Genomic DNA, 25,765 nt, shown 5'->3' on the forward strand with positions numbered 1-25,765 from the left:
AACGTACACATCATGTGTACGATCGTCCGCATGTCGTCCCCTCCCCCTGCGCGGCCGACGCCGGACGTGCGGCGGGCGCGGGTCGCCGTCGCCGCGCTGTTCCTCACGAACGGCGCGCTGTTCGCGAACCTCGTGCCGCGGTACCCCGAGATCAAGGCCGGGCTCGACCTGGGCAACGCCACGTACGGGCTCGCCGTCGCCGCGTTCCCCGCGGGGGCGATCACCGCCGGGCTCGCGGCCGCGGCGCTCGTGCGGCGCTTCGGCTCGGCACGCGTCGCGGTCGCGGGCACGGTGCTCACCGCGGGCGGGCTGCTGCTCGCAGGCCTCGCCCCGGCCCTGCCGCTGCTCGTCGTCGCGCTGTTCGCCGCAGGCGCGATGGACGCGTTCACCGACGTCGCGCAGAACGCGCACGGCCTCCGGGTGCAGCGCCGCTACGGCCGGTCGATCATCAACGGCTTCCACGCGCTGTGGTCGGTCGGCGCTGTTGTCGGCGGCGGCATGGCCGCCGCCGCGATCGCGCTCGACCTCCCGCTCGCCGTGCACCTGGCGATCACCGGCGCGCTGTTCTCCGTCGTCGCGCTCGTCGCCCTGCGCTCGTGCCTGCCCGGGCTGGACGGCGCGGAGCCCGACGACGTCGCGGGCGAGGCCGGGACGCTCACCACCCCGGGCGCCCCGACCAGCGCCGAGGCCGCCGCGGCGGGCGCCGCCGCGCGCCCGTCCCGCACGCGCACCGCCGCCGTCCTCGCCGCGCTCGTCCTCGTCGCAGTCGCGGGCACGCTCGTGGAGGACGCGGGCAGCACGTGGGCGGCGGTCTACCTCTCCGGGTCGCTCGGCGCCCCGGCGACGCTCGCCGCCGCCGGGTTCGTCGCGCTCGTCGGCGCGCAGTTCGTCGGCCGGCTCGTCGGCGACCGCCTCGTCGACCGCTTCGGCCAGCGCGCCGTCGCCCGGACGGGGGGCGCGCTGGTGCTGCTCGGCACGGGGCCCGCGCTCGCGTTCCCCTCCGTCCCGGGCACGATCGCCGGGTTCGCCGCCGCCGGGTTCGGCGTCGCGACCCTGGTCCCCGCCGCGATGCAGCAGGCCGACGAGCTCCCGGGACTGCGCGCGGGCACGGGGCTCACCCTCGTGTCGTGGCTCATGCGCCTCGGGTTCCTCCTGTCCCCGCCGATCGTCGGGCTCGTCGCCGACGCCACGAGCCTGCGCGCCGGGCTGCTCGTCCTGCCGCTGGCCGGCCTCGTCGTCGTGCTCCTGGCCGGCGTGCTCGCCCCGCGCCGGCGCGCCGCGGGCCGACCGGGCCCGGCCGGCCACGACCGGCATGATGACCACGACCGCCGCACGACCGCGCCCGAGGAGGCCGCCACCGCATGACCACCGACTACTTCGCCGGCGACGACCGCACGAGCTACGAGCGCATGGCCGCGGGCGACCTGTACGTCGCCGACGACCCGGAGATCGCGCGCGGGGTCCACCGGGGCATGGTCCTCGTCGACGCGTTCCACCGCGCCGTCCTCGACGGCGACGGCGACGACACGCACGCCCGCGCGATCCTCGCCGACCTGCTCGGGTCGCTCGGCGAGGGGTCGTGGGTCAAGCCGCCGCTCGCGGTCGACTTCGGCAGCAACGTGCACCTCGGCGACCGGACGTTCGTCAACTCCGGGCTCACCGCGCTCGACGTCGCGGCGATCACCGTCGGCGACGACTGCCTCCTCGGGCCGAACGTCCAGCTCCTCACGCCGACCCACCCCGTCGACCCGCAGCCCCGGCGCGACAAGCTCGAGGCGGCCGAGCCCATCACGCTCGGCGACAACGTGTGGCTCGGCGGCGGCGTGATCGTGTGCCCCGGCGTGACGATCGGCGACAACACCGTGGTGGGCGCGGGGTCCGTGGTGACGCGCGACCTGCCCGCGAACGTCGTGGCGGTGGGCAACCCGGCCCGGGTGATCCGCGAGAACATCTGACCATGAGCGCCCCCGAGGCCCCGACCGGGCCGACCCCCCGCGCCCGCCGCCACGACCCGGAGCGCCGCGACCGCATCGTCGACGCATGCCTCGACGTCGTCGCCGAGCACGGCGTCGCCGGCACGTCGCACCGGCGCGTCGCGGCCGCCGCCGACGTCCCGCTCGGGTCGATGACCTACCACTTCGCCGGGATGGACGAGCTGCTGCGCGAGGCGTTCGGCCGGTTCGCGCGCGACGCGGCCGCCCAGTTCGAGCGCCGCATGAGCGCCGCGCGCACGCCCGAGGAGGCCGTGCAGGCGGTCACGACGCTCATCACGCACGACGTCTTCGCGACCCAGCGCGACCTCGTCCTGTCGCACGAGCTCTACACGCTCGCGGCGCGCGACCCGGCCTACCGGACGCTCACCAACGACTGGATGCGCCGCAGCCGCGACGCGCTCGGGCGTCATTTCGACCCCGCGACGTGCCGCGTGCTGGACGCGTTCATCGAGGGCATGACCATCCACCGCGCGCTCGACACCGAGCCGCACGACGACGTCGACGTCCTCGGCGCGGTCCGGCGCCTCACGCAGGTCCTCTGACCGGCGCTCCCGTCAGGGGGCGGTCACGTCGAACAGCTCGCAGGTCGTGTCGTAGTACGCGTCGGTCGTGCCGCGGTGCGTCATGCCGATCCGCCGGCACACCGCCTGGGACGCCGCGTTGTCGGGGTGCGTGACGGCGACGACGCGGTCGAGCCCGCGCTCGAAGGCGTGCGCGAGCACCGCGGCGGCCGCCTCCGTCGCGTAGCCGCGCCCCCACACGTCGGGGTGGAAGTGCCACCCGATCTCCGTGTCGCCCGAGGGCTGCGACGGGTCGCCCGTGCCCGACGCCGGGATGAGCTTGAGCAGGATGGTCCCCACGGGCGCGGCGTCGGGCAGGTCCGCCCCCTCGCCCTCGCGCGGGACGACGGCCCAGACCCCGTGCGTGCCGTCGTCGACGGCTGCCCAGCGCTCGACCCGCTCCAGCGCCTCGTCGCGGTGCTCCAGGACGCGTGGCGTCACCCCGACGAACCGCATGACGTCCCAGCGCGAGTAGATGTCGAGGGCGGCGTCGGCGTCGTCGGGCTGCCACGGGCGGAGGGTGAGCCGGGCCGTCGTGAGGGTCTGCATGGCCCCAGGCTACGAGGGTGCGCGCCCCCCGAGGCGGGGTCAGACGATCTTGGGGAAGGTCGCGAGGAAGACGACGCCGACGACGAGGACCGCGCACGCGAGGCCGACCATGGCCCACGCCGCGCGCTCGGAGCGGAACCGGCCGGCGAACGCGCCGAAGAACAGCACGAGCGCGAACAGCACGGTGGTCAGCGTGTAGTTGTCGCCCCGCTGGTTGTTGACGAGCGCCTGCGCGAAGAGGGCGTCCGCGCGCTCGTCGGCCTCGACCGCCTCGACGGCTCCTGGCGGGACGTAGGCGTCGAGCGCGAACGGGCTCGGGGCGGCGTCGGGGTTCTGGAGGGGGCGCGAGGCGAGCCACTCCTCGAACGCGGGCCGGAAGTGCGGCGTGAAGCGCGCGCGCGTGAACTCCTCCAGCTCCGTGTCCCCCGTCGCGTACGCCTCGAGCCAGAGGCTGAAGACCTGGAGATCGATCGAGCGGGCGGTGTCCGCGTGCGCGCGGTGCGTCGAGGCCTCGATGCGCTGCGTCGACGCGCGCGAGAACGCGATCGACATCTCGCCGCCCCACTTGCTCGCCTCGAACCCGCTCCACGCCGTGAGGACGGCCGTCACCGCGAGCAGCACGACGGTCACGGTCTCGCGCCACGACCGGCCCGCGTGCCCGCCGTGCTGCGCCGTCTCACTCGTCTCGCCCGGGTCGCCCTGGCCTGCCCGCGCGACCTGCTCCGGCTGCGCGGTCCGCTCGGTCTGCTCGCCCTCGTCGGCCACGGCAGGACAGTAGCCCGCAGGACCGGGTGTCGCGCGGCGAGCCGCGGTCAGCCGCGGGCCGGAGCGGTCCCGCTCACCCGCGCCGGCGCCGGACCCCGAGCAGCGTCCCGCCCGCGACGAGCGCCGCGAGGGCCGCGGCGAGCAGCACGACGACGTCGGTCCCGGTCGTGGCGAGGTCCTCGCCGGGCGTCGCTCCCGGCGTCGGGGTGTCGTCCGTGCCCGGCGTCGGTCCGTCGGTCGGGGGCGAGGTCGGGTCGGTCGGGGTCGGGGTCGGGGTCGGGGTCGGCGGGTCCAGGACCGTGTTCACCACCGTGCACTCGACGTCCGCGCCGTCGTCGACCCGCACGGTGTCCGCGTCGACGAGCACGCCGCCGTCGCACGCCCACTCCTCCTGGGTGTAGTCCCAGTCGCTGCCCGACTCGGTGAGGTCGTACGTCCCGGCGGCCACCGGGACGAGCGTGACGTCCTCGCTGCCGTCGAAGCCGGAGATCGCCGTCGGTCCCGCGGCGGTGAGCTGCCAGTCGTCGGCGGGCGCGGCGCCGTCGACCACCTCCTTGTGGAGCGTCAGCGTGCCCGCGAGCCAGTGGTTGGTGACCGTGCACGTCACGTCGTCGCCCGGCTCCACCACGACGGTCGAGATCAGCGACCCGGCCTGCGGCGTCTGCACGACGCGCGCGTCGTCGCACACCCAGCGCAGGGCCGTCCAGCCGTCCGGACCTCCGGACTCGGACAGGAGGTACCGGCCGGGCGCGACGGTCACGTGCGACACGTCGGCGGACCCGGTGACACCCGAGATCTCCCGCCCCTCGCCCGTGGCGGTCAGGGTCCAGCCCGTCGCGGCGACGTCGCCGGTGAAGCCGCGGTCGTCGAGCTCCTTGACGAGCGTGAGGTGCGGCAGCTCGGCCCGGTTCGTCACGACGCACGTGACGTCGTCGCCGGGACCGAGCGTCACCGTCGACCCCTCGACCGGTGCGGGCCCGCACGTCCACCCCTCCGACGCGTAGCCGCTGTAGCCCCCCGACTCCGCCAGGTCGTAGGCCCCGGGTGGGAGCGGCACCGCGGTGACCGCGTCGCTGCCCACCGGCCCGCTCGCGACGGTCTGCCCGCCCGCGTCGGTCGCCGTGAGGGTCCACGCCTCCGGGTCGCCCGACCCGCCGACGACGACCTTCACGAGGGTCAGCATCGACCCCACGTAGGTGTTGGTCACGGTGCAGACCACGTCGTCGTCCGGCCCGACGAGCACGCTCGCACCGCCGAGCTGGACCCCGCCGACGCAGACCCACTCCCCCGGCTCGTACCCCTCGGGCCCGCCGGACTCCGACAGCTCGTGGATCCCCTCCCCCACGTCGACGTGGCTCACCGCCGCGCCGCCCGAGGGGCCGGAGATCGTCCCGGTCGTCCCGTCGGCCTGGGGACCGGTCGCGGACAGCGTCCAGTCCCGAGGAGCCGCGGGTCCGCCGTCGACCACCTTGACGAGGGTGAGCCGCGAGGGCAGGGGCGTGTTGACGATCGTGCACGTGACGTCCGCGCCCGGCTCGACCGTCACGACGGCGCCGGTCACCGGGCCGCCGTCGCACACCCAGTCGCCCGCGGTGAAGCCCGACCAGCCGTCCTCCGCGAGCGTGTAGGCGCCCGCGGGCACCGGGACGTCCGTGACCGCCGCGGTCCCGGAGCGGCCCACGACCTCGGCGTCCGACCCCGTCGCGCTGAGCGTCCAGTCGACCGGACGAGCGAGGGTCTCACCCGCGAGCTCCTTGACGAGCGTGAGGGTGCCGCCGGCCCACGTGTTCGTGGCCGTGCAGACGACGTCGTCGCCCTCCGCGACGGTCACGGCGCCGTCCGAGCCGTCGCCCGACGTCGCGCCCGTGCACGACCACGCGCCGTCGTACCCGGCGGGACCGTCCTCGGACAGTGCGTACCGCCCGGGGCTCACCTCGGCCGCCGTGACCGCCGCGTCCCCCGTGGTCCCGGTGAGGGTCGCCGCGCCGTTCTCCGCCGTGAGCGTCCAGTCTGCTGCCGTGGCCGGACCGCCGACGACCTCCTTGACGAGAGTCAGCGTCGGCACGGTCGGCGGCATCGGCGCGACGTTGGTGACGACGCACGTCACCGAGTCGGCGAGGTCGATCGTCACCGTGCTCCCGACGACCTCCGCGCCCTCGCACACCCACCCCTCGTCGCGGTAGCCGGCCGGTCCACCCTCCTCGGAGAGGGTGTACTGGCCGATACGGACCGCCTGGTCGGTCACCGCGTCGGACCCGGACGGGCCGGCGATCGACGCCGGTCCCTGCGCCCGCAGCGTCCAGTCCGCGGGCGACGCCGTGCCCCCGACCACCTCCTTGACGAGCGTGAGGGTCGGAGAGATCGCCTCGTTGTCCACCGTGCACGTGAGCGTGCCGCCCGGCGGGACGACGACGTCGGGAGTGGGGTCGAGGATGTCCTCCCCGCCGCAGTTCCAGTTCTGGAACCGGAAGCCCGCGACGCCGCCCGTCTCCCAGATCCGGTACGTGCCCGCCGGGACCTCGAGCGACTGCACGCCGTTGAGGCCGTCGCCCTCGATCACCTCTCCGGTCTCGACGTTCCGCGCGTGCATCGTCCACAGCTCCCGCCGCCCCTCCGACGAGCCCGTGTCGAGGTTCTCGATGCGCTTGAAGAGCGAGAGCCTGCCCGTCTCGGCCTGCGCGGACGCGGGCAGGGCACCGGCCGCGGCGAGCGCGAGCACGGTGCCGAGGGCGAGCACGAGCGCGACGACCGCCGCGAGCGCCGCGGCGGGACCGGGCGTGCGGGACGTCGGGTGCGTCGAGTGCGGCGGCGAGGGGGACGGCATCGGTACGGGCACCTCCGGCAGGGTCGGATCGAACGTATCGCCGGGCTCGTCGCGACGCGCGGCGGGCGCCGTTCGTCGCACGCGGGGCACCGTTCGTCGCACACCTCGACCGCCGGTCGACGTGACCTGGATCACCCCCGCGCGGGCTCCCTAGCCTTCCGAGGTCGGACGCAACGACGCGACCCTGGAGAGGCTCGATGACGACAGACACCCGCGCGGCGCGGAACGCCGCCCCCGACGAGCCGGAGATCGTGCCGGACCCGTCGCTGCCCCCCACGGCGGTGCCCGAGGACCGCACCCGGACCCGCTGGACCCCGCAGAAGATCGCCCTCTGGGTCGCGATCTCGCTGCTCGGCGGCATCGCCTGGGTCATGCTCGCGGTCGTCCGCGGCGAGACCGTCAACGCGATCTGGTTCGTGTTCGCCGCCGTGTGCACGTACCTCATCGGGTACCGCTTCTACTCCAAGGTCATCGAGCGCTACATCACGCGCCCCGACGACCGCCGGGCGACGCCCGCCGAGTCGCGCGAGGACGGCAAGGACTACGTCCCGACCGACCGCCACGTGCTGTTCGGCCACCACTTCGCCGCCATCGCCGGCGCCGGCCCGCTCGTCGGCCCGGTGCTCGCCGCCCAGATGGGGTACCTGCCGGGCACGATCTGGATCATCGTCGGCGTCGTGCTCGCGGGCGCGGTGCAGGACTACCTCGTCCTGTTCTTCTCGATGCGCCGGGGCGGGCGGACCATCGGCCAGATGGCGCGCCAGGAGCTCGGGCGCGTGGGCGGCACCGCCGCGATCGTCGCGTCGCTGCTCATCATGATCATCATCGTCGCGATCCTCGCGCTCGTGGTCGTCAACGCGCTCGGCGAGAGCCCGTGGGGCGTGTTCTCCGTGTCGATGACGATCCCGATCGCGCTCTTCATGGGCGTCTACCTGCGCTACCTCCGCCCGGGCAAGATCACCGAGGTCTCGGTCATCGGCTTCGTCCTGCTGCTCGCCGCGATCATCGGCGGCGGCTGGATCGCCGACACCGCGTGGGGCGCCGACCTCTTCACCCTCGACCGCACGACCATCGCCGTCGGGGTGATCGTCTACGGCTTCGTCGCCGCCGTCCTGCCCGTGTGGCTCCTGCTCGCCCCGCGCGACTACCTGTCGACGTTCATGAAGGTCGGCGTCATCGTCGTCCTCGCCGTCGCGGTGATCGTCGTGCGACCGGAGATCACCGTCCCCGCGATCAGCGAGTTCGCGAGCGGCGAGACCGGCCCGGTGGTGTCCGGCGCCCTCTGGCCCTTCCTGTTCGTGACGATCGCGTGCGGTGCCCTGTCCGGGTTCCACGCCCTCATCGCGTCGGGCACGACGCCCAAGCTCGTCGAGAAGGAGCGCCAGACGCGCTTCATCGGCTACGGCGGCATGCTCATGGAGTCGTTCGTCGCGATCATGGCGCTCGTCGCCGCGATCTCCATCGACCGCGGCATCTACTTCGCGATGAACTCGTCCGCGGCCGCGACCGGGGGCACCGTGGAGGGCGCGGTCGCGTTCGTCAACGGGCTCGGCCTCATGGGCGTCAACCTCACGCCGGACATGCTCACGTCCACGGCCGAGGCCGTCGGTGAGCCGTCGATCGTGTCCCGCACGGGCGGCGCCCCCACGCTCGCCCTGGGCCTCGCGCACATCATGCAGCAGCTCGTGGGCGGCACCGCGATGATGGGCTTCTGGTACCACTTCGCGATCATGTTCGAGGCGCTGTTCATCCTCACCGCCGTCGACGCCGGCACGCGCGTCGCGCGGTTCATGCTCCAGGACACGATCGGCAACGTCGTGCCGAGGTTCCGGGACGTGACGTGGCGGCCCGGGGTGTGGTTGTGCACCGCGATCATGGTCGCCGGGTGGGGATCGATCCTCTACCTCGGCGTGACCGACCCGCTCGGCGGCATCAACACGTTCTTCCCGCTGTTCGGCATCGCGAACCAGCTCCTCGCGGCCATCGCGCTCGCCGTCGTGCTGGCGATCGTCGCCAAGCGCGGGCGCAGCTACCAGCGCTGGCTGTGGATCGTCGCGGCGCCGCTCGCGTTCACCGCGGTCATCACCATCTGGGCGTCGATCGAGAAGATCTTCTCGCCCGTCCCCGCGGTCGGGTACTGGGCCAACCACGACGCGTTCCAGGACGCGCTCGCCGCCGGCGAGACGTCGTTCGGCACCGCCGGCTCGGTCGAGGCCATGGAGGCGGTCGTCCGCAACACGTTCGTCCAGGGCACGCTGTCGATCGTGTTCGTCGTCCTCGCGATCGTCGTCATCGTCGCGTCGGTCCTCGTGACCGCGAAGGCGCTGCGCGACGGCGGCGGCACGAACCACGAGGACCCGCCCGTCGCGTCGCGCCGGTTCGCCCCGGCCGACCTGTTCGCGACGAAGGCCGAGAAGGAGATCCAGAAGGAGTGGGCGGCCCTGCCGCCCGAGAAGCGTCCTGCCGCGACGGGGCACCGGTGACGGTGCGGCAGGGCTCGCAGGGCTCCGCCGCGACGGTCGTCCCGGCCGTCGCGGCGAGGTCCCGCTCCCGTCTCCCCGCGCTCGCGGCGGGCGTCGCCCGTCGGGTGCGCGACGGCGCCGCATCCGTCCGCTGGTACGTGCGGCAGGTCATGGGCGACGACGCGTACGCGACCTACGCCGCGCACCAGCGTGCGGTGCACCCGGGCGGGGTCGTGATGACCGAGCGCGAGTTCTGGCGCATGCGCCACGCCGAGCAGGACGCCAACCCGGGCTCGCGCTGCTGCTGACCGGCCCGCACGCGGTCCCCTCGCGGCCCTCTAGCCGGTCGAGCACGACCCTGCGCGCCGTCGAGCACGACGTCGGTGTCGTCATCCACCCGATAACGACACCGACGTCGTGCTCGGCACCTGGCCCGGGAGCGCGGACGGCGCCTCCGGAGCGCTAGCGTGACCGCGTGGCTCGTCCTCCTGTACCCATCACGCTCGACCCGCCGCGCGGTCAGATCCCCACCGTGTCGGTCGCGCTCGCCACCGATCCGGCGACCGCGGCCGGCTGGGTCGCCGAGGCGTTCGGCTCCCAGCGCTGGAAGCGCCGTGCCTCGGACGCCGCCCACCAGGCCGGTGCGGCGCTGTGGGAGATCGGGGGCGCCGGTCGCGCCTTCTTCCTCGACGACCTCGACGTGCTGCGCTGGGTCACCCCGCGCGCGACGGCGTTCGTCTCGCACGGCCGGGCCGTCGCGACGGTCGGCCCGCTCGACCCGGGGACGGGCCACGCTCCCGCCACGACCGTCGCCCTGTCCCTGGTCGACGGCGCCTTCTCGTGCCGCGAGAGCCTCGGCGCCGTCGCCCGCGGCCTGTGCGACCGTGCCGTCCGCGCCGGAGCGCTGCGCCCGGACGACGTCCCGGTCTGGGCGAACGCCGTCGAGATCCCGGCGGGGTCGCCCCTGCACCCGGCCACCGGGCGAAAGCTCTTCCGCCGTGGCTGAGGCGACCGCGGGTCGCGGGACGGTCCCGGCCCTGACCGTGCTGGCCATGGGCGACGCGGCGAAGCGTCAGGTGCTGCGCTCCAACATGACCGTGATCTCGATCCTCGCGCCGCTCGTGGGCCTCGCCCAGCTCCCGGCGGCGATCATGGGCGGCTACCCGGTGCTCGCCCTCGGCCTCCTCGCGTTCGCGCTCGCGATGATCCCGCTGACGTACGCGCTCGCGCGCCGCATGGTCGACCGCGCGCGGATCGTCCTCGGCGACGGGACGTACACCGTGCACGGCTGGGGCCGGTCGAAGCGGTTCACGGTCGCGGACGTCGACCGCGTCGTCACCGTGGACCACATGGCGTTCGGGGCGGCCGGAGCGACGCACCACCTCATCGTGGTCGGGCCGACCAAGCGGCTGCTCCTGCTCGTCGGGCAGATGTGGGACCGCGACCAGCTCTCGACCGTCGCGCTCGACCTGGCGCGCCGCGGCGTCCCGCTCACGCCCTGGCACCAGCCGGTCACGCCGGTCCAGCTCCGTGCGTTCGACCGGCGGCTCGTGCCCTGGCCGCAGGCCCACCCGGTCGCGCTCGCCCTGCTGGTCGGGATCGGCACGCTGCTGGCGTGCGTCGTGGTGTTCGTCGTCGTGGTCGCGATCCTCGTCTGAGCGTCGCGAGGGCGTGGCCCCGGAGGACACGTGCGGTCCTCAGGCGCGCGCCGCGCCGTCGTCCGGCTCCGCCTCTCGCCGGGCCCGGTCGTGCCAGTAGCCCTGCGCGTGCACGCGCGACCTCTGGATCCCCGCCGCCACGAGCTCGGCGCGGACCCGCGCGACGGTCGCGCTCTCCGTCGCGCACCACGCGTAGAAGCCCGCGCCCGCGTCGGCCGCGGACCGGCCGTGCTCGACCGCCCAGGCGCGGACCGCGCCCAGCACGGCCCGCTCGCCCCCACGGCGGCGGCGTACGTGCTGGACGCGCACGGTCCCGGGCACGTCACCGACCGGCGCGTCCGCCGGGTCGTCGGCCTCGACGACCACGTGCGCCCGCACGTCGGGACGCAGGCTCCCGAGGATGCCGCGCACCGCGGGCGCCGAGGTCTCGTCCCCGACGAGCAGCACGTGCGCGACGTCCGGCCCCGGGTCCCACTGGGTGCCGTGGTCGGTCACGCCGAACCGCACGTGCGGCGCGGACAGCAGCACGCGGTCCCCGGGTGCCGCGCGCCGCGCCCAGGCGCTCGCCGGGCCCGCCGGCTCGTGCAGGAACACGTCGAGGTCCACCTCGGCGTCCCGTGACCGGACGGCGACGGGCGTGTACGACCGCATCACCGGACGCACCGCGTCGTCGAGCGCCGCCCACTCGCGCCGCCACGCGCTCTCGCCCGCCAGGCGCGCCCGCCGCGCGAGCTCGTCCGCCCCCGGTCCGGGCAGGAGGATCTTCACGCGCTGGTCGAGCCCGACGTCGGCGCACCCCGCCAGGTCGGGGCCAGCGAGGGTCACGCGCACCAGGCGCGGGCCGACGTCGTGCACGCGCACGACCGCCGTCGGGAAGAGGACGTTGGGCGACCGGTGGAACCGGCACCCGGCCTCGCCCCCGACCGTGGTCCCGGCCGGGCTCCCGACCGCGACCGGAGGCCCGGCCGGCCGGTCAGGACCCGGCACGGTCCTGGAGGAACTGCTCGACGTCGTCGAGCACGGCCTGGCCACCGAGCGGGCCGACGCCGCTGATCCAGTACGACTGGTCGACGACGCGCACGTCGGGGAACGACGACGCGTTGAGCGGGATCTCGGCCGGGACGGCGGACGCGTCGTCGGGGTCGGCGGCCGAGACGAGGACGAGGTCGGCAGCGGCCTCGGTCACGCGCTCGGGCGAGAGGTCGACCGAGATGTCCTCGCCCCAGTCCTGCGCCGGCGTCGCGAACCCGACGCACTCGAGCGTGCTGCCGGCGAACGACCGGGGCCCGTAGGCGGACACGATGCCGTCGCGCGGGCGCAGGAGCTGTGCCGTCCCGCTGACGTCGTAGTCCTCCTGGAGCTGGGCGCACCGCGCGTCGTAGGCGTCGAGCAGGGCCTGGGCGTCCGTCTCGCGGCCGAGCGCGCGGCCGACGAGCAGCACGTTCTCCTGCCACGGGTCGGTCTGGGTCGCCATGAAGACGGTCGGCGCCACGCTCGCGAGCTGGTCGTAGAGGTCGGAGTGGCGTGACTCCGTGCCGAGGATGAGGTCCGGCTCGAGCGCCGCGATGGCCTCGAGGCTCGGCTCGGGCACGGTCCCGACGACCTCGATCGACTGCGCCTCCTCGCCGAGGTACGCGGGCACGCCCGCCTCGACGCTCAGCACGGCGGCGCCCACGGGGACGACGCCGAGCGCGACCGCGGTGTCCGTCTCGACGGGCTCGAGCGTCACGACGCGCACGGGCGCCGCGTCGAGCTCGGCGGTCCCCCGCGCGTGCTCGACGGCATACCCCGACGCGGTGTCGTCCGGCGCGGGCGCGCCGGTCGCGGCGGGCGCGGGGTCGGACGAGCAGGCCGCGAGCAGACCGGAGGCGAGCACGACGGCACCGGCGAGCACGCCGCGCACGCGAGGGCTGGACGAGGTGGTCCGGGAGATGGGCACAGGGGTTCCTTCGCATTCCGTAGGGTTGCCTCACCTTACCTTCGCGCCGACACAGGACGGGACGTGACGCTGGTTACGATCGCTGCATGTCCGGGCCCGTGTTCGCCGGCGCCGTCGCCGGTCTCGTCGTGGGCGTGCTGCTCACCCTCGGGCTCGTGCTCGCGTGGCGGCTCGCGCGCGGGTCGCGCGAGCTCGGGAGCGACTCGGACCGCGCGACGTTCCGCACCCTGCACCTCGCGTCGCGTGCCGCGACGCACCTGCGGGGCGGGCTCGACGGCGACGACGTCGGGCGCGCGGCCCGCTCGCTGCGCCAGCTCCTCGGCGCGGACGCGCTCGCCGTCGTCACGGCCGAGGGCGCGGTCGCGCTCGACGGCAGCACGACGCTGGAGCCCGACGCGCGCCGGGTCGCCGAGCGGGTGCTCGCCACCGGTCGGCGGCACGTCGAGAGCCGGGACCACAAGGACGGCGACGAGGCGGGCGGCGACGTCGCGGACGCCGTCGGGGCGCCGGTCGTGACGGGCGGGCGCGTCGCGGGCGTCGTCGTCGCGTTCGCGGGCACGGTGCGCCCGCCGCTCGTGCGCGCGACGGGCGAGGTCGCGCAGTGGTGCTCGGCGCAGCTCGAGCTCGGCGAGCTCGAGGCCTCGCGCACCGCGCTCGCACAGGCCGAGCTGCGCGCGCTGCGCGCCCAGATCAGCCCCCACTTCGTCTACAACGCGCTCGGCGCCATCGCGTCGTTCATCAGCACGGACCCGGAACGGGCGCGCGACCTCGTGCTCGACTTCGCCGACTTCACGCGCTACTCGTTCCGCGGCCGCGGCGACTTCACGACGCTCGCCGACGAGCTGCGCTCCATCCACTCCTACGTCGAGCTGGAACGGGCCCGGTTCGGCGAGCGCCTCGCCGTGACCCTGCAGATCGCGCCCGAGTCCCTCACGACCGTCATCCCCTTCCTGTCGGTGCAGCCGCTCGTCGAGAACGCGGTCCGGCACGGCCTCGAACCCCAGGAGCGGGGCGGGACGATCGTCATCACCGCGCGCGACGAGGGCACCCAGACGGAGATCACGGTCGAGGACGACGGCGTCGGCATGGACCCGGCCGTCGTGCGCAAGCTCCTCACGTCGCGCGGGAGCGAGCACGTGGGCCTGCGCAACGTCGACCGGCGCGTGCGCCAGCTCTACGGCGACGACCACGCGCTCGACATCGAGACCGCCCCCGGCTCCGGCACGCTCGTGCGCCTGCGCGTGCCCCGCTCCCAGCCCCTGCACGAGACGGAGGTGAGCGTGCCGTGACCGGCACCGACCCGGCCCCCGGCCCGGCGCCCCAGGACCCGCCCGCCGTCGGGCTGGACGTGCTCGTCGCCGACGACGAGCGGCCCGTGCTCGACGAGCTCGTCGCCCTGCTGCGGCGCGACCCGCGCGTGCGGACCGTGCTCGGCGTCGCGACCGGGTCGGAGGCGCTGCGCGAGCTCTCCTCGCGCACGGTCGACGCGGCGTTCCTCGACATCCACATGCCCGGGCTGACCGGCCTCGACCTGGCTCGCGCGCTCTCGCGGTTCTCCGACCGCCCCGCGGTCGTGTTCGTCACCGCGGACGAGGCCCGCGCGCTCGAGGCGTTCGACGTCGAGGCCGTCGACTACGTGCTCAAGCCCGTGCGCCGCGAGCGCCTGACGCGCGCCGTCGACCGGGTCGTGGAGCGCGTCGCGGACCGCGCCGGGCGAGGTGTCGGGGCCGGCGGCGTGCCCGACGGCGCAGGGTCGCCGCCCGCGAGCGCCGCCCCTCCCGCCGCGCCGGCCGCCCCGCCGCGCGGGGCCCCGGAGGACGAGACGCTCGTCGTGACGGTCGGGACGACGACGCGCCTCGTCCGCCGCAGCGCGGTGCGGTGGGTCCAGGCGCAGGGCGACTACTCGCGCCTCGTCACGGACACCGAGCAGTTCCTCGTGCGCGAGCCGCTGTCCGACCTCGAGGAGCGGTGGGCGCCCGCCGGGTTCCTGCGCGTCCACCGGTCGTACCTCGTGGACCGGGCCGCCGTGACCGCGGCGCGGTTCGGCGGGGCGCAGCCCGCGCTCGTCGTGGCGGGGCACGAGGTGCCGGTGAGCCGCCGCATGGTCCCGGCCGTGCGGGAGGCGCTGCTCGGTCCCCACCGGGGCCCGTCGTGAGCGGCCCGGACCCCTCGTCGGCCCCGCCCCCGACCGACGACGGACGCGCTCCCGGTCGAGAGCCGCACCCCGGGGTGCATCCCCCGGCCCGGAGTGCGGCGCCCGACGGGCGTCGTCCCGAGCGCGTGCGCGTCCGGTCGACCGATCCCCCTCCCGCCGCCGGACCCGCGGCCGGCGTCCCGGCGGGCGGGCCGCCGTCGGGCACGTCCACGGCCGCCCCGCGTCGCCCCGAGGAGCCGGACGACGCCGCCGCGCACTACACGCGCGGCCTCGTCCGGGCGCAGCTCCGGCTCGGGCTCGCGTGCGTCGTCTCGTTCCTCGCGGTCGTCGCGCTGCTCACGGTGACGATGAGCGCGGTGCCCGCGCTGGACGCGGTGGTGGTCGCCGGCGTCCCGCTCCCGTGGCTCGTGCACGCGTACGGCTTCTACCCCGTGATCGTCGCGTTCGCGGTCGTGTTCGCCGTCGCGGCGGCGCGCAACGAGCGCCGGTACCGCGCGCTCGCGGAGGGATCGGGCGGGTCCGCCGAGGCCGGCCCGGACGAGGCAGGACCCGACGAGGCGGGCGCCGCGTGAGCGCGCTGCCCCTCGTCGCGATCGGGCTGCTGCTGCTCGCGACCGGCCTCATCGGGTTCTACGGCCTGCGCATCTCGCGCACCACGAGCGACTTCTTCGTCGCCTCGCGCACGGTGCGGCCGGTGTGGAACGCGTCGGCGATCAGCGGCGAGTACCTGTCCGCGGGCACGTTCCTCGGCCTCTCGGGGCTCGTGCTGCTCTCGGGCGCCGAGGCGTTCTGGTTCCCCGTCGGGTACGCGGCCGGCTACCTGCTCGTCCTGCTGTTCGTCGCAGGCCCGCTGCGCCGCAGCGGCGCGTACACGATCCCCGACTTCGTCCACGCCCGGCTCGACTCCGTCGTCGCGCGCCGCGTCACGAGCGTGCTCGTGCTCGTCATCGGGTGGCTGTACGTGGTGCCGCAGCTCCACGGCGCGGCGCTCGTCATCACGAGCGTCGCACCCGTCCCGCCGTGGGTCGGGTCGGTGGGGATCGCGGTCGTCGTGAGCGCGGTCGTCGCGGCGGGCGGCATGCGCTCCATCACGTTCGTCCAGGCGTTCCAGTTCTGGGTCAAGCTCACGGCGCTCGCGCTGCCCCTCGTGTTCGTGCTCATGGCGCTGGGCGGGGCGTTCGAGCCCGGCGGCGCCACCGTCCTCTTCGACCCCGCGGCGGTCTTCCCCCACGACGCCGGTCCCGGCGGCCTCGACGCCTACGCGACGGTGTCTCTGCTGCTCGCGCTCCTGCTCGGCACGACCGGCCTGCCGCACGTCCTCGTGCGCTTCTACACCTCGCCCGACGGCGGCTCCGCCCGCCGCACGACCGTCGTCGTGCTCGTCATGATCAGCGTGTTCTACATGGTGTCGAGCACGCTCGGGCTCGTGGCGCGGGTCGTCGCGCCCGACCTCGCGGCGCCCGGCGTCGCCGACACCGTCGTGCTCACGCTGCCGACCCGCCTCGTCCCCGGCCTCGGGGGCGAGCTCCTCGCCGCGCTCGTCGTGGCCGGGGCCTTCGCGGCGTTCCTCGGCACGTCCTCAGGGCTCGTCGTGGCGCTGGCGGGCGTCGTCAGCCAGGACCTGTTCGGCGGGACCGTGCGGTCGTTCCGGTGGTCCGCGGTCGCGTGCACGCTCATCCCGCTCGCGTTCGCACTCGTCACCATCCCGCAGGGGCTCGTGACGAGCGTCGGGACGGTGTTCGTGTTCGCCGCCTCCGCGCTGTCGCCCGTGATCCTGCTCGGCGTGTGGTGGCGGCGCCTCACCGCGCGCGGCGCGGTGGCGGGGATGGTCGTGGGGGCCGTCCTGTGCGCGACGGCGCTGCTCGCCTCGTCCGCGCTCGTGGCCGCGGGATACGGGACGGGCTCGTCCGGCACGACGGCGGACGGCGTCCCCGGCATCGTGCGCGCGCTGCTCGCCCAGCCCGCGGCCTGGACCATCCCGCTCGCGACCGCGACCGTCGTCGTCGTGTCGCTGCTCGACCGGCACGGCCCGCCGCTACGCACCGACCGGTTCCTGCAGCGCCTGCACGTGCCGGAGCGCCGCCGGCCGTGACCCCCGGCAGACAGGCAGGGTGAGGACGCGAGCACCGGAACACGTAGAAGGGCCGGGAATCTGTAGCGTGGAGGGCATGAAATTTGTAGCGTAAGAGTCCTGAAATCTGTAGCGTAGGAGGCCGACGAGCCTCCTGGTCGGTTCTCTACCGGGGCCGGGAGCACGCGAGCACCAGGGAGCCGATCAGTGATGGACTACCGCAGGCGCGTCATCGACGACGTGCTCGACGAGCTGGTCGCAGAGCTGCCGACGATCGAGCTCCACGGGCCGAAAGGCGTGGGGAAGACAGCCACCGCGCAACAACGCGCCCGCACGGTGATGCGCCTGGACGATCCTCGCGAACGTGAGTTGTTCGCCAGCGACCCGGCACGAATCCGCGCCGTAGAGCACCCGCTGCTCGTGGACGAGTGGCAGCGGGTCCCGGAGTCGTGGGACGTGGTTCGACGAGCGGTCGACGACGGCATCGGGACCTACCTGCTGACCGGCAGCTCCGTCCCCCTCGAAGCACCCGTCCACTCCGGGGCAGGCCGGTTCGTCACGTTTCGCATGCGTCCCATGAGCCTCCTGGAGCGAGGGTTTGCAGAACCCACCGTCAGCCTCGGCGACCTGCTGGACGGGTCTCGGCCCGAGATCACCGGGTCGTCGAGACGCGGCACACGTGACTACGTCGACGAGATCGTGCGTTCCGGGTTCCCGGACATCCACGCCCTCGCGCCGCGAGCCCGTCGGCACCGGCTCGAGGGATACGTGGACCTGATCGTCACGAGGGCGTTCCCCGAGCAAGGACTCGTCGTGCGTCGCCCGGGCGTCCTGCGCGCGTGGCTCACGGCCTATGCAGCCGCGACGTCGACGACTGCGACCTACCAACGGATCCTTGACGCCGCCACACCCGGCCTCTCCGAGAAGCCCGCTCGGAGCACCGTGACCGCGTACCGCGACGTGCTTGAACAGCTCTGGATGCTCGATCCCGTCGAAGCGTGGCTCCCAGGCAGGAATCACCTCACCCGGCTCGCGCGCGGACCCAAGCACCAGCTCGCGGACCCCGGTCTCGCCGCTCATCTGCTCGGTGCAGACCAGTCCGCGCTTCTCGGGGGCAGCGACGGCCCGGTCCCCAACCTGCGCGACGGGACCTTGCTCGGATCGCTGTTCGAGCACCTCGTCACTCTGGACGTCCAGGTCTATGCCGAACGGTCCGAAGCACGGGTACGTCACCTCCGGACGGCTGACGGCGCGCACGAGGTCGACATCATCGTCGAGCGTCCGGACGGCCGGGTCCTGGCGATCGAGGTCAAGCTCGCGACCACGGTCACCGACCACGACGTCCGGCACCTCGCATGGCTCCGCGACAGGATCGGCGCCGACCTCCTCGACGCGGCCGTCGTCACGCCCGGGCCCCACGCCTATCGGCGGCGGGACGGGATCGCCGTCGTACCGGCCGCGCTGCTGGGTCCTTGACCGTCACGATCGGTGACCTGGCGGGGGGGCGACGACCACGGCCCCCGACCTCGGCCTCGCGTGACGCCCGTCACGGCAGGAGCCAAGCGCCGTCTGAACACGTGACGGGGTGGGCCCGCACGTGGGAGGACGGGACATGGAACTGGCACGCTCGACGACGGCTGCGCTCCCGACGATCTGGGGGTACGCCACGCTCACCACGACGCGCCACCGAGCGCTGCCGTGCGCCACCACCCAGCGGGTGGACACCGTGCTGGCGCCCGTGCTCACGCCCGACGAGCTGGAGGACCTGCACGATCGTCTCGACGCCCGGCCTCGCAGGTGGTGGGGCCGTACCCCACTGCTCCTCGGCGCGAGCCGCTCGGCACGCCATGCCCTCTCGCACGCGATCGACGTCCGGACGACGACCGTGCTGCAGTGCCCACCGGACCACCCCGGTCACGGCTCTCCGGTGGCCCGCCTCCTGCGAACCATGGTCGTCGTGGAGGCCGCCCCGCTCACCGTGACGGGCGAGGCCCTCGCGCGCGAGCTGCTCTGGGCGGGCCTGTGTGCCGCACGCGTGGGCGAGACGGACAGCGTCCTCAGGGCCGCCGGTGCACTCCGCGGGCTGACCGCGGCGAACCGGCCGGACCTGCGCAGCCTCGCGGAGGACTCGTGAAGCCCTGCTCGGGCCGGTTCGGCCGTGTTCGCCCGATCTCATCCCACTCATCACCCTCGTCCGACCGGTCGCAACGAGCGCGGGCGACGTCTGATGTGGAGCGGGGGGTCGACCGGAGAGAGGCGGACGGGCGTGGATGACTTCGTGCACGAGATCGGGGCGTACGTGAACCGGGTGGAGCGCCTGCACTGGCGGCGTACCGGCCTGTTCAGCAGGACGGTCGTCGACGCTATCGTGCCGCTGTGCCAGGCCTACGCGGCCGGAGCGGACGCGGCCCTTCTCTACCTGGCCGTGCAGGACCTGTGCGCGACGCTCCGCGCGCTCGGCGTCCCACCGGGCTGCCGGGCGCGCGCTGCGGCGGCAGTGGCCGACGACCTCGATCTCGCACTGCTCGCGTGGCTTCCCCAGCCCGATCTCGGGGTACGAGACCCGCTGCTCGCGCGAGCCTTCCGCTCGGCCGAGCCGCTCGACCGAGACGACCTCGACCCCGTGCCCGCCACGGCCGTAGGAGCCGCCGCATGATCGCACGACGACGCGCGGCCGCGGGCCGCGACGAGGGCGAACGGCCGTCACTGCTCACCCCGGCCGAGGTGGCGGCTCTCTTCCGGGTCGACCCAAAGACCGTCACCCGCTGGGCCCAGGCGGGCAAGATCACGTCCGTCCGGACGCTCGGTGGCCACCGACGCTTCGACGCCGACGAGATCGAGCGCCTGATCGAATCCGCACGCACCGGCCGGACGAGCGAGACACCGTCGTGACGGGATCGCGACTCGGCACATGGCTCGCAGCCGCCGTCTGCGCGGCGGGTCTCTGCTGCGTCGCGGCCTCCCTGCTGCTCGCGCTGGGCAGCTGAAGAAGCTCAGAGGCCCTGCGGGGCCTCCCCAGCTTCACGGACGGCCGCGAGATGCGCGTCCGTCCCACCGCGCCCTGTCCGCGGGTTCGAGCGACGCCCGGTGGCTCCCTGCGTGACGGGGGCGCGGCACGCTACCGACAAGCTTCACCTGCCAGTTCACCCACGGTGGTCCGCCATGATCGTCCGCTTCACCAGTCTGTCTTCACAGAGAGGCACGCCTCGGGGGCCTCTGCGGACGAGGAGCAGACCATGACGCATCCCACGCTGTGGGACCAGCTCGAGGAGATGGCCGCCGGGAGTCCGCTCCCCCCACCCCCTCCGCACCATCGTCGCGCCGCCACCGGACCGGGCTCCGGGCGTGGTGCGGTGTCGTCGGTCGTGGGTGTTCTCGGGGAGCTGCTCATCACGCTCGGGATCGTGCTGGGCCTGTACGTGGTGTGGCAGCTGTGGTGGACGGACGTGCAGGCGGACCGGGTGCAGGCGCAGGTGTTGGAGGAGATGGGTGCGCCCACGCCGGACGCGGGCGACGTCGCGACGACCGTCCGGCGGGACGAGCCTCCGGTCATGGAGGCGCTGGCGCTGGGCGAGGTGTGGGGCACGCTGTACGTGCCGCGGTGGGACGGGAAGATGATGCCGATCGCGGAGGGGACGGACAAGCGGACGATCCTCGACCAGGGCCAGGCGGGCCACTACGCGGAGACGGTCATGCCGGGCGACGTCGGGAACTTCTCCCTCGCGGGCCACCGGCAGACGTACGGCAAGATCTTCCACGACGTGGAGGAGCTGCAGGTCGGCGACCCGATCGTCGTGGAGGCCGGTGGGATCTGGTACGTGTACCGGGTGGACCACCTGCAGGCGGTCAAGCCTGACCAGGTGGAGGCCGTGGCCCCGGTGCCGTGGCAGCCGGGCGTCGAGCCCACGGAGCGGTATCTGACGTTGACGACGTGCCATCCGATCGGGTTGAACTCGCTCGTGGCCCGGTTCATCGTGAATGCGAAGCTCGACTACTGGATGCCGGTCGAGGACGGCACGCCGCCGGACCTGGTCGGTCAGGCGGCGCCTGCTGCCGAAGGGAGCGCGTGATGTACGGGGCGCTGTGGCGCGTGCTGCCCGGGCCCGCGTGGGTCCGGGCGGGGATCCTGCTCGTCCTGCTGGCCGCCGTCGTGCTCGCGTGCTTCGAGTGGCTCTTCCCGCTCCTGTCGGAGTACATGCCGTTCAACGACCCCAACATCCAGACCGACGCCGCCGACTGAGCGGATCCGGCTTCTCGTGGCGGCTCCGAGCGCGTCGAGGACCGCGGCGCAAGCGGGGGGGGCGTCCGTCCTTCACTGCTCGGGCAGCGGAACGCTCCCGAGAAGATCGTCGATCTCGAGCTCTACCGGCGCACCCCCGGCACCGGGCATCTCCGCCACGGGGTCGGCCACCACGACGTCGTACCCCTCCTCCCGGAGGACACGGCGGACCTGCGCGAGGTCTGCCTCCGGGAGGACCAGCCAGTCGGGATCCTCGAGCGGCGCACAGACCACCTGGTGATCGGCGTCCAACGTCGTGCGCAGCTCCTGGAGCCACTCCACGCGCACCGGGCAGTACCCGTCGTCTGCTGCGGCGTCGGCCTCCGTGTCCCACACGCTCGCGCTCAGCGGCATGACGACCACGGCCGTCCCCGCTGCCCAGATCGCCACGCTCTCCCGCACCGTCACGTGCTTCTCCTCAGGCACATTCCATCCACCCCTGTCCAACCGTTCCGTTCCGGAGGACGACTCGTGTCGCCTCCGTCCTCACGTGGCCCGACGTGTGATGGTGCCGCATCCCGGCACCGTCCCTCGCCCCGCCTCATGCACCCGCCGTTCGGCTCTCGTCCGACCCCCAACACCCTGACCAGCCTCGACACCGCACGAGAGCATCCCTGCCTCACCCCTTCCGGGCATGTTGAATCACCCTCTCGATCACCACCTCGATCCGCGACACGATGTGCACCGTCTCGCATCTCAGTGGGTGAAGTCACACACGACCTGCCTCGTCGGGGCGGCGGCGCGGCCACGACGAGCATCTGAGGACGGGGCACCACGGATGGACCTGAGCACTACCGACGAGCAGACGACGACCGGGCGCCGGTATGCACCGCGCCACCTCGACACGGGCGATACCGACACCGTGCTCTGCGAGCGTGCACGCGAGGGAGACCAGGAGGCGGTCGCCGAGCTCTGGCGCAGGCACTACCCGTACGCCCTGGTGGTCGCCCGCCGCTACACCCGCTCCCAGTGGGAAGCGGACGACCTCGCGGCGGAGGCCTTCACCCGCATCCTCATCCTCTTCCGACGCGGTCAGGGACCCGTCGAGTACGCACGGACCTACATCGCCCGGGCCGTGCGCAACGCCGCCACCGACCGTTCTCGACGCAAGACGCTCCCGACGGTGGAGATCGACGAGGCCGTCGACGTCCCCTCGGCCTACGACCTCGGTTCGCACGCGACGAGCTCGGTGGAGCTGGACGAGGCCGTGGAGGGCATGTCCGGCTGCTCGGAACGCCAGCGCTACGTCCTCTGGCAGGTCGCCATGGCCGGACGGACCGTGGCAGAGCTCGCGACCGAGCTCGACACGACTCCGAACGCCGTCTCCGCGCTCCTCGTCCGCGCTCGTGCGACGGTGCGTCGCACGATGGACGCGAACCGGGAGGCGCGCCGCACGGCCGCGCGACTGCGAGGCGCGGAGGCGGCCGGCCTCTGAGCCGGCACCAGCGCTATCCCGCGGGCGGCGGAGACGATCTGCCGCCCGCGTGACTCACCACCGTCCGATAGACCCGCAGTCTCTCCACCTGGAGCTCGGCGAACAGCGGCGCGTCGACCTCGTCCGCCGGCACCGCGAGGAGCCGCTCGAGGATCTCCCGCTGCGCCGCGTCGAGCTCGTCCAGGCGACGCCGGTCTGCCGAGGTGAGGAGAGGCCACGTCTCCGTGTAGGTAGGAAGGTCCGCCGTCATCGGTCGTTCTCCCGCGGGGACCCGCTGCGCACGACATCGAGCAGGTCGCCCGCCGTGTAGAGCGCGCGCCCGTCCGATGCTCGCAGGGTGCGCAACGCACCGCGTCGACCGAGCTCGACGAGGACGGTCTCGTCCACGCCGAACAGCCGGGACGCGGTCGAGGACGTCAGCAGACCGCAGTCCGGGTCGGCAGGATCGCTCGTCGCTCCCCAGAGCGTCATCGCGACCACTACCTACGAGACCAGGATCTCGGCGCGGTCCGCCGCCCCGGCATCGGTGGCCGCTCCACGCGCTGTGAGCATCGCTCGTAGCGCGATCACCGTACGCTCGGCCGCCCTACCGTCCCCGAACGGGTTCTCGGCACGAGCCATGCGGGCGTGGAACTGCTCGTTCGTGAGCAGCTCGCGCAACGTGCGCACGATGCGGTTCTGGTCCGTGCCGACGAGGACCGCGCCGCCGGCCTGGACGACCTCGGGCCGCTCCGTCGTGTCCCTCGTGACGATCACTGGCACGTCGACCGCCGGCGCCTCCTCCTGGATGCCACCCGAGTCCGTGACCACGACGGTCGAGCGCGCGAGCAGATGACAGAACGGCGCGTAGTCCATGGGCTCGGTCAGGTGGACGTTCGGCACCTCGGACAAGATCGGGACGACGATCTCTCGCACGAGCGGGTTGCGATGCATCGGGAGGACCACGAGAACGTCCGGGTAGAGGTTGGCGACGCGGACCAACGCTCCCGCGACCTCCCCGATCCCCGCACCCCACGACTCACGACGATGCGCAGTGACGAGCACAATACGGCGCCCCTGGGACACGGCCACATCGATCACCGGGTCGCCCGTCGAGCCCTGCCGCTCGACCGTACGCAGCAGGGCGTCGATCACGGTGTTGCCCGTGACGACGACGTTCTCGCGCGGAACGTTCTCGACGTAGAGGTTGTGGGCCGCAGCCTCGGTCGGGGCGCAGTGCAGCGCCGCGACCGACCCCACGAACTTTCGGTTTCCCTCTTCAGGGAACGGCGAGTACACGTCACCGGTCCGCAGGCCGGCCTCGACGTGCACGACCGGGATCTGACGGTGGTACGCGGCGAGCGCCCCCGCGAAGGCGGTGCTCGTATCCCCCTGTACCACGACCGCGTCGACCGGGTGACGGTCCAGGTAGGCACCGAAACCCTGGAGAGCGCCGGCCACGACGTCGTCAAGCGACTGGCCGTGCCGCAAGAGCCCGAGATCGTGGTCCGGAACGATCCCAAACAGGTCGTTCACCTGGTCGAGCATCTCGCGATGTTGACCCGACGTGACCACGACGGGCGTCAGATCGCGCGACGACCGCAACGCCGCCACCACGGGCGCCATCTTCACCGCCTCGGGCCTCGTCCCGTAGAGCACGGCGATCCTGCGCCGGCTGCCATCAGTGCTCATCGTCTTGCTCCTCGTCATCGTCCCGGAACGCCCCGTGCAGCGGGACAGACGAGAACGACCGAGCGCAATGACGGGGGGATGCCATGCCGATACAGGCCGGGCTCGGTCGATGGGCTCACCCTGCGGTTCACGCCGTCAGACACACCCCCGACCCACCGTCTACCCCAGAGCAAGCCCAACCCGGTCACGGCACACACGCGCCCACAGACCGGCACACGGAAAGGGAAAAGACATGACCTTTACCCCCCCCCCCGCGCAGATAGGGGACTGAGAACAAGGGCGCGCCACTCCCTAGGACGCGCCGCCCGCGCCACAGCCGCCATCGGCCTGTGCGCAGGACTCACCCTCAGCAGCGCCACCCTCGCGACCGCGGCACCAGCCACCGGTGACCAGACCCAGTCCAACCTGCTCTACTCCGTCGACGGCGGGACCACCTGGACCGACACCGTCACCGCCGAGCGTGGCCAGCAGGTCCTGGCCCGCCTGTTCTACGACACCACCAAGGACACCCCGGTGACGGGCACGTCCCTGACCACCCAGATCCCCGACGGATTCACCTACGTCCCCGGCACCACCCGCAACGTCCTGGCCCCCGGCTCCGACGTCACCACCGGTACCGTCGGTGCCGAGACCAAGGCCGTCGCCGTCACCGACTCCGTCTGGTCCGGCGACAACCTCCAGGTCTCCCCCTCGGCCGGGTTCAACGGCGAGTCCAACGCCTCCCAGACCGGCATCCTGCGCAACGGCACCAAGCGCTACCTCAACCTCCACGAGTGCCAGGTGCAGAACGGCCAGAACGCTGCGACGTACAACGTCACCACGCCCAGTTGGATCGGCGTCGGAACCAACACCTCCAACTCGGCAGACAGCTCGGCCTCATGCGAGGGCAGTCTCTCCGGCGGCTACTACGTTTCGGGGCAAAACGTGGAGCCGATCGACCTTCTCGGGAACCGGTACCTCAACTTGCACGAGTGCCAGGTCTCCAACGGGAGGGACTCGGTCACCTACAACGTCACCACCCCGAACTGGATCGGGATCGGGACCAGCGGTTCCAACAGCGCCGACATCACCCCCGCGTGCGAGAACAACCTCTCCGGCAACTATGTGATCCAGGGGCAGAACGTCCAAGCGCTGGACCTCGTCGGCAACCGGTACGTCAACCTGCACGAATGCCAGGTGTCCAACGGTTCGAACTCGGTCACGTACAACGTGACCACACCCAGCTGGATCGGCGTCGGCACCAACGCCTCCAACAGCGCCGACACCACCCCCGCGTGCGAGAACAACCTCTCCGGCGGCTACGTGATCCAGGGCCAGACCGTTCAGGCGCTGGATCTTCTAGATGCGGCGCGTGGTCAGGGGTTCATCGAGTTCGCCTTCACCTCCGAGGCACCTGAGCCCCC

The 25,765-nt window shown here is 73.4% G+C and carries 27 protein-coding genes; 19 read left to right on the forward strand and 8 right to left on the reverse strand.

Features of this window, described 5'->3' with window-relative positions; translation table 11 throughout:
* Positions 1 to 30 precede the first annotated feature (30 nt).
* Genes ACTJIY_RS06690 through ACTJIY_RS06700 form a run of 3 tightly spaced genes read left to right on the forward strand, consistent with a single transcriptional unit; the run spans position 31 to position 2,536 of the window.
* A complete protein-coding gene (locus ACTJIY_RS06690; RefSeq protein WP_440673419.1) occupies positions 31 to 1,365 on the forward strand; it encodes an MFS transporter in 1,335 nt (444 codons plus the stop codon).
* Positions 1,362 to 1,955, forward strand: coding sequence for a sugar O-acetyltransferase (locus ACTJIY_RS06695; protein ID WP_253054847.1), 594 nt, complete (start codon positions 1,362 to 1,364; stop codon positions 1,953 to 1,955). The genes ACTJIY_RS06690 and ACTJIY_RS06695 overlap by 4 nt, the downstream gene beginning before the upstream one ends.
* Positions 1,956 to 1,957: 2 nt before the next feature.
* Positions 1,958 to 2,536 (forward strand): TetR/AcrR family transcriptional regulator, encoded by a 579-nt coding sequence (locus tag ACTJIY_RS06700; RefSeq protein ID WP_253054849.1) that lies wholly within the window; start codon positions 1,958 to 1,960, stop codon positions 2,534 to 2,536.
* Positions 2,537 to 2,548: 12 nt separating this feature from the next.
* On the opposite strand, the gene ACTJIY_RS06705 is transcribed toward ACTJIY_RS06700, so the two are convergent.
* The 3 genes from ACTJIY_RS06705 to ACTJIY_RS06715 form a co-directional block, all read right to left on the reverse strand.
* Positions 2,549 to 3,103, reverse strand: coding sequence for a GNAT family N-acetyltransferase (locus ACTJIY_RS06705; RefSeq protein ID WP_440673418.1), 555 nt, complete (start codon positions 3,101 to 3,103; stop codon positions 2,549 to 2,551).
* 39 nt (positions 3,104 to 3,142) lie between these two features.
* Positions 3,143 to 3,868 (reverse strand): hypothetical protein, encoded by a 726-nt coding sequence (locus tag ACTJIY_RS06710; RefSeq protein WP_353706841.1) that lies wholly within the window; start codon positions 3,866 to 3,868, stop codon positions 3,143 to 3,145.
* Positions 3,869 to 3,941: 73 nt separating this feature from the next.
* On the reverse strand, positions 3,942 to 6,692 hold the full coding sequence (locus ACTJIY_RS06715; RefSeq protein WP_440673417.1) for a hypothetical protein: 2,751 nt from the start codon (positions 6,690 to 6,692) through the stop codon (positions 3,942 to 3,944).
* Positions 6,693 to 6,889: 197 nt separating this feature from the next.
* Here ACTJIY_RS06715 and ACTJIY_RS06720 point away from each other — a divergent pair, with 197 nt between their 5' ends.
* The 4 genes from ACTJIY_RS06720 (at position 6,890) to ACTJIY_RS06735 (ending at position 10,812) form a co-directional block, all read left to right on the forward strand.
* Positions 6,890 to 9,175 carry a carbon starvation CstA family protein gene (locus ACTJIY_RS06720; protein WP_440673416.1) on the forward strand — a complete coding sequence of 762 codons (2,286 nt, stop codon included), beginning with the start codon at positions 6,890 to 6,892 and terminating at the stop codon, positions 9,173 to 9,175.
* Complete coding sequence (locus ACTJIY_RS06725; protein WP_440673415.1) at positions 9,172 to 9,462, forward strand: YbdD/YjiX family protein; 291 nt, start codon at positions 9,172 to 9,174, stop codon at positions 9,460 to 9,462. The genes ACTJIY_RS06720 and ACTJIY_RS06725 overlap by 4 nt, the downstream gene beginning before the upstream one ends.
* A 167-nt stretch (positions 9,463 to 9,629) precedes the next feature.
* Positions 9,630 to 10,160, forward strand: a complete 531-nt coding sequence (locus tag ACTJIY_RS06730) for a hypothetical protein (RefSeq protein ID WP_353706844.1) — start codon at positions 9,630 to 9,632, stop codon at positions 10,158 to 10,160.
* On the forward strand, positions 10,153 to 10,812 hold the full coding sequence (locus tag ACTJIY_RS06735) for a hypothetical protein (RefSeq protein WP_440673414.1): 660 nt from the start codon (positions 10,153 to 10,155) through the stop codon (positions 10,810 to 10,812). Before ACTJIY_RS06730 ends, ACTJIY_RS06735 begins: the two co-directional genes overlap by 8 nt.
* Positions 10,813 to 10,851: 39 nt before the next feature.
* Here ACTJIY_RS06735 and ACTJIY_RS06740 read toward each other — a convergent pair whose 3' ends face one another.
* Complete coding sequence (locus ACTJIY_RS06740; RefSeq protein ID WP_440673413.1) at positions 10,852 to 11,799, reverse strand: siderophore-interacting protein; 948 nt, start codon at positions 11,797 to 11,799, stop codon at positions 10,852 to 10,854.
* Positions 11,786 to 12,751: an ABC transporter substrate-binding protein gene (locus tag ACTJIY_RS06745; RefSeq protein WP_440673412.1), complete on the reverse strand. Its 966-nt coding sequence runs from the start codon at positions 12,749 to 12,751 to the stop codon at positions 11,786 to 11,788. The genes ACTJIY_RS06740 and ACTJIY_RS06745 overlap by 14 nt, the downstream gene beginning before the upstream one ends.
* 86 nt (positions 12,752 to 12,837) lie before the next feature.
* On the opposite strand from ACTJIY_RS06745, the gene ACTJIY_RS06750 reads away from it, so the two are divergent.
* The 10 genes from ACTJIY_RS06750 (at position 12,838) to ACTJIY_RS06795 (ending at position 21,217) form a co-directional block, all read left to right on the forward strand.
* Entirely contained in the window at positions 12,838 to 14,040 is a 1,203-nt protein-coding gene (locus ACTJIY_RS06750; protein ID WP_440673411.1) for a sensor histidine kinase, read from the forward strand.
* On the forward strand, positions 14,037 to 14,906 hold the full coding sequence (locus ACTJIY_RS06755) for a LytR/AlgR family response regulator transcription factor (RefSeq protein ID WP_440673410.1): 870 nt from the start codon (positions 14,037 to 14,039) through the stop codon (positions 14,904 to 14,906). Before ACTJIY_RS06750 ends, ACTJIY_RS06755 begins: the two co-directional genes overlap by 4 nt.
* A gap of 125 nt (positions 14,907 to 15,031) precedes the next feature.
* The gene (locus ACTJIY_RS06760; protein ID WP_440673409.1) at positions 15,032 to 15,478 is read left to right on the forward strand and encodes a heavy metal transporter; all 447 of its coding nucleotides are present in this window, start codon (positions 15,032 to 15,034) and stop codon (positions 15,476 to 15,478) included.
* Positions 15,475 to 16,998, forward strand: coding sequence for a sodium/solute symporter (locus tag ACTJIY_RS06765; RefSeq protein ID WP_440673408.1), 1,524 nt, complete (start codon positions 15,475 to 15,477; stop codon positions 16,996 to 16,998). Before ACTJIY_RS06760 ends, ACTJIY_RS06765 begins: the two co-directional genes overlap by 4 nt.
* Positions 16,999 to 17,187: 189 nt before the next feature.
* Entirely contained in the window at positions 17,188 to 18,453 is a 1,266-nt protein-coding gene (locus ACTJIY_RS06770; RefSeq protein WP_253054875.1) for an ATP-binding protein, read from the forward strand.
* Positions 18,454 to 18,589: 136 nt separating this feature from the next.
* Positions 18,590 to 19,111: a hypothetical protein gene (locus ACTJIY_RS06775; protein WP_253054877.1), complete on the forward strand. Its 522-nt coding sequence runs from the start codon at positions 18,590 to 18,592 to the stop codon at positions 19,109 to 19,111.
* 132 nt (positions 19,112 to 19,243) lie between these two features.
* Positions 19,244 to 19,633 carry a hypothetical protein gene (locus ACTJIY_RS06780; RefSeq protein ID WP_353706851.1) on the forward strand — a complete coding sequence of 130 codons (390 nt, stop codon included), beginning with the start codon at positions 19,244 to 19,246 and terminating at the stop codon, positions 19,631 to 19,633.
* Positions 19,630 to 19,869, forward strand: a complete 240-nt coding sequence (locus ACTJIY_RS06785; protein ID WP_253054881.1) for a BldC family transcriptional regulator — start codon at positions 19,630 to 19,632, stop codon at positions 19,867 to 19,869. The genes ACTJIY_RS06780 and ACTJIY_RS06785 overlap by 4 nt, the downstream gene beginning before the upstream one ends.
* A gap of 344 nt (positions 19,870 to 20,213) precedes the next feature.
* Positions 20,214 to 21,047 carry a class E sortase gene (locus tag ACTJIY_RS06790; RefSeq protein WP_439157833.1) on the forward strand — a complete coding sequence of 278 codons (834 nt, stop codon included), beginning with the start codon at positions 20,214 to 20,216 and terminating at the stop codon, positions 21,045 to 21,047.
* Complete coding sequence (locus tag ACTJIY_RS06795; protein WP_440697224.1) at positions 21,044 to 21,217, forward strand: hypothetical protein; 174 nt, start codon at positions 21,044 to 21,046, stop codon at positions 21,215 to 21,217. The genes ACTJIY_RS06790 and ACTJIY_RS06795 overlap by 4 nt, the downstream gene beginning before the upstream one ends.
* 72 nt (positions 21,218 to 21,289) lie before the next feature.
* Here ACTJIY_RS06795 and ACTJIY_RS06800 read toward each other — a convergent pair whose 3' ends face one another.
* Entirely contained in the window at positions 21,290 to 21,682 is a 393-nt protein-coding gene (locus ACTJIY_RS06800) for a hypothetical protein (RefSeq protein ID WP_353706854.1), read from the reverse strand.
* A 352-nt stretch (positions 21,683 to 22,034) separates the two neighbouring features.
* Here ACTJIY_RS06800 and ACTJIY_RS06805 point away from each other — a divergent pair, with 352 nt between their 5' ends.
* On the forward strand, positions 22,035 to 22,691 hold the full coding sequence (locus tag ACTJIY_RS06805; RefSeq protein ID WP_253054889.1) for an RNA polymerase sigma factor: 657 nt from the start codon (positions 22,035 to 22,037) through the stop codon (positions 22,689 to 22,691).
* Between the two features lie 246 nt (positions 22,692 to 22,937).
* Here the strand turns inward: ACTJIY_RS06805 and ACTJIY_RS06810 are convergent, their stop codons facing one another.
* Together ACTJIY_RS06810 and wecB are read right to left on the reverse strand one after the other, a co-directional pair.
* Positions 22,938 to 23,162: a hypothetical protein gene (locus ACTJIY_RS06810; RefSeq protein ID WP_253054891.1), complete on the reverse strand. Its 225-nt coding sequence runs from the start codon at positions 23,160 to 23,162 to the stop codon at positions 22,938 to 22,940.
* A gap of 12 nt (positions 23,163 to 23,174) precedes the next feature.
* Positions 23,175 to 24,362 (reverse strand): non-hydrolyzing UDP-N-acetylglucosamine 2-epimerase, encoded by a 1,188-nt coding sequence (gene wecB / locus ACTJIY_RS06815; protein ID WP_440673407.1) that lies wholly within the window; start codon positions 24,360 to 24,362, stop codon positions 23,175 to 23,177.
* A gap of 513 nt (positions 24,363 to 24,875) precedes the next feature.
* Between wecB and ACTJIY_RS06820 the strand changes: the two genes are divergently transcribed.
* On the forward strand, positions 24,876 to 25,765 hold an 890-nt coding region (locus ACTJIY_RS06820), incomplete at its 3' end, for a hypothetical protein (protein WP_440673406.1).

The organism is Cellulosimicrobium sp. 22598 (genome assembly GCF_052044445.1).
Classification (GTDB): domain Bacteria; phylum Actinomycetota; class Actinomycetes; order Actinomycetales; family Cellulomonadaceae; genus Cellulosimicrobium; species Cellulosimicrobium cellulans_G.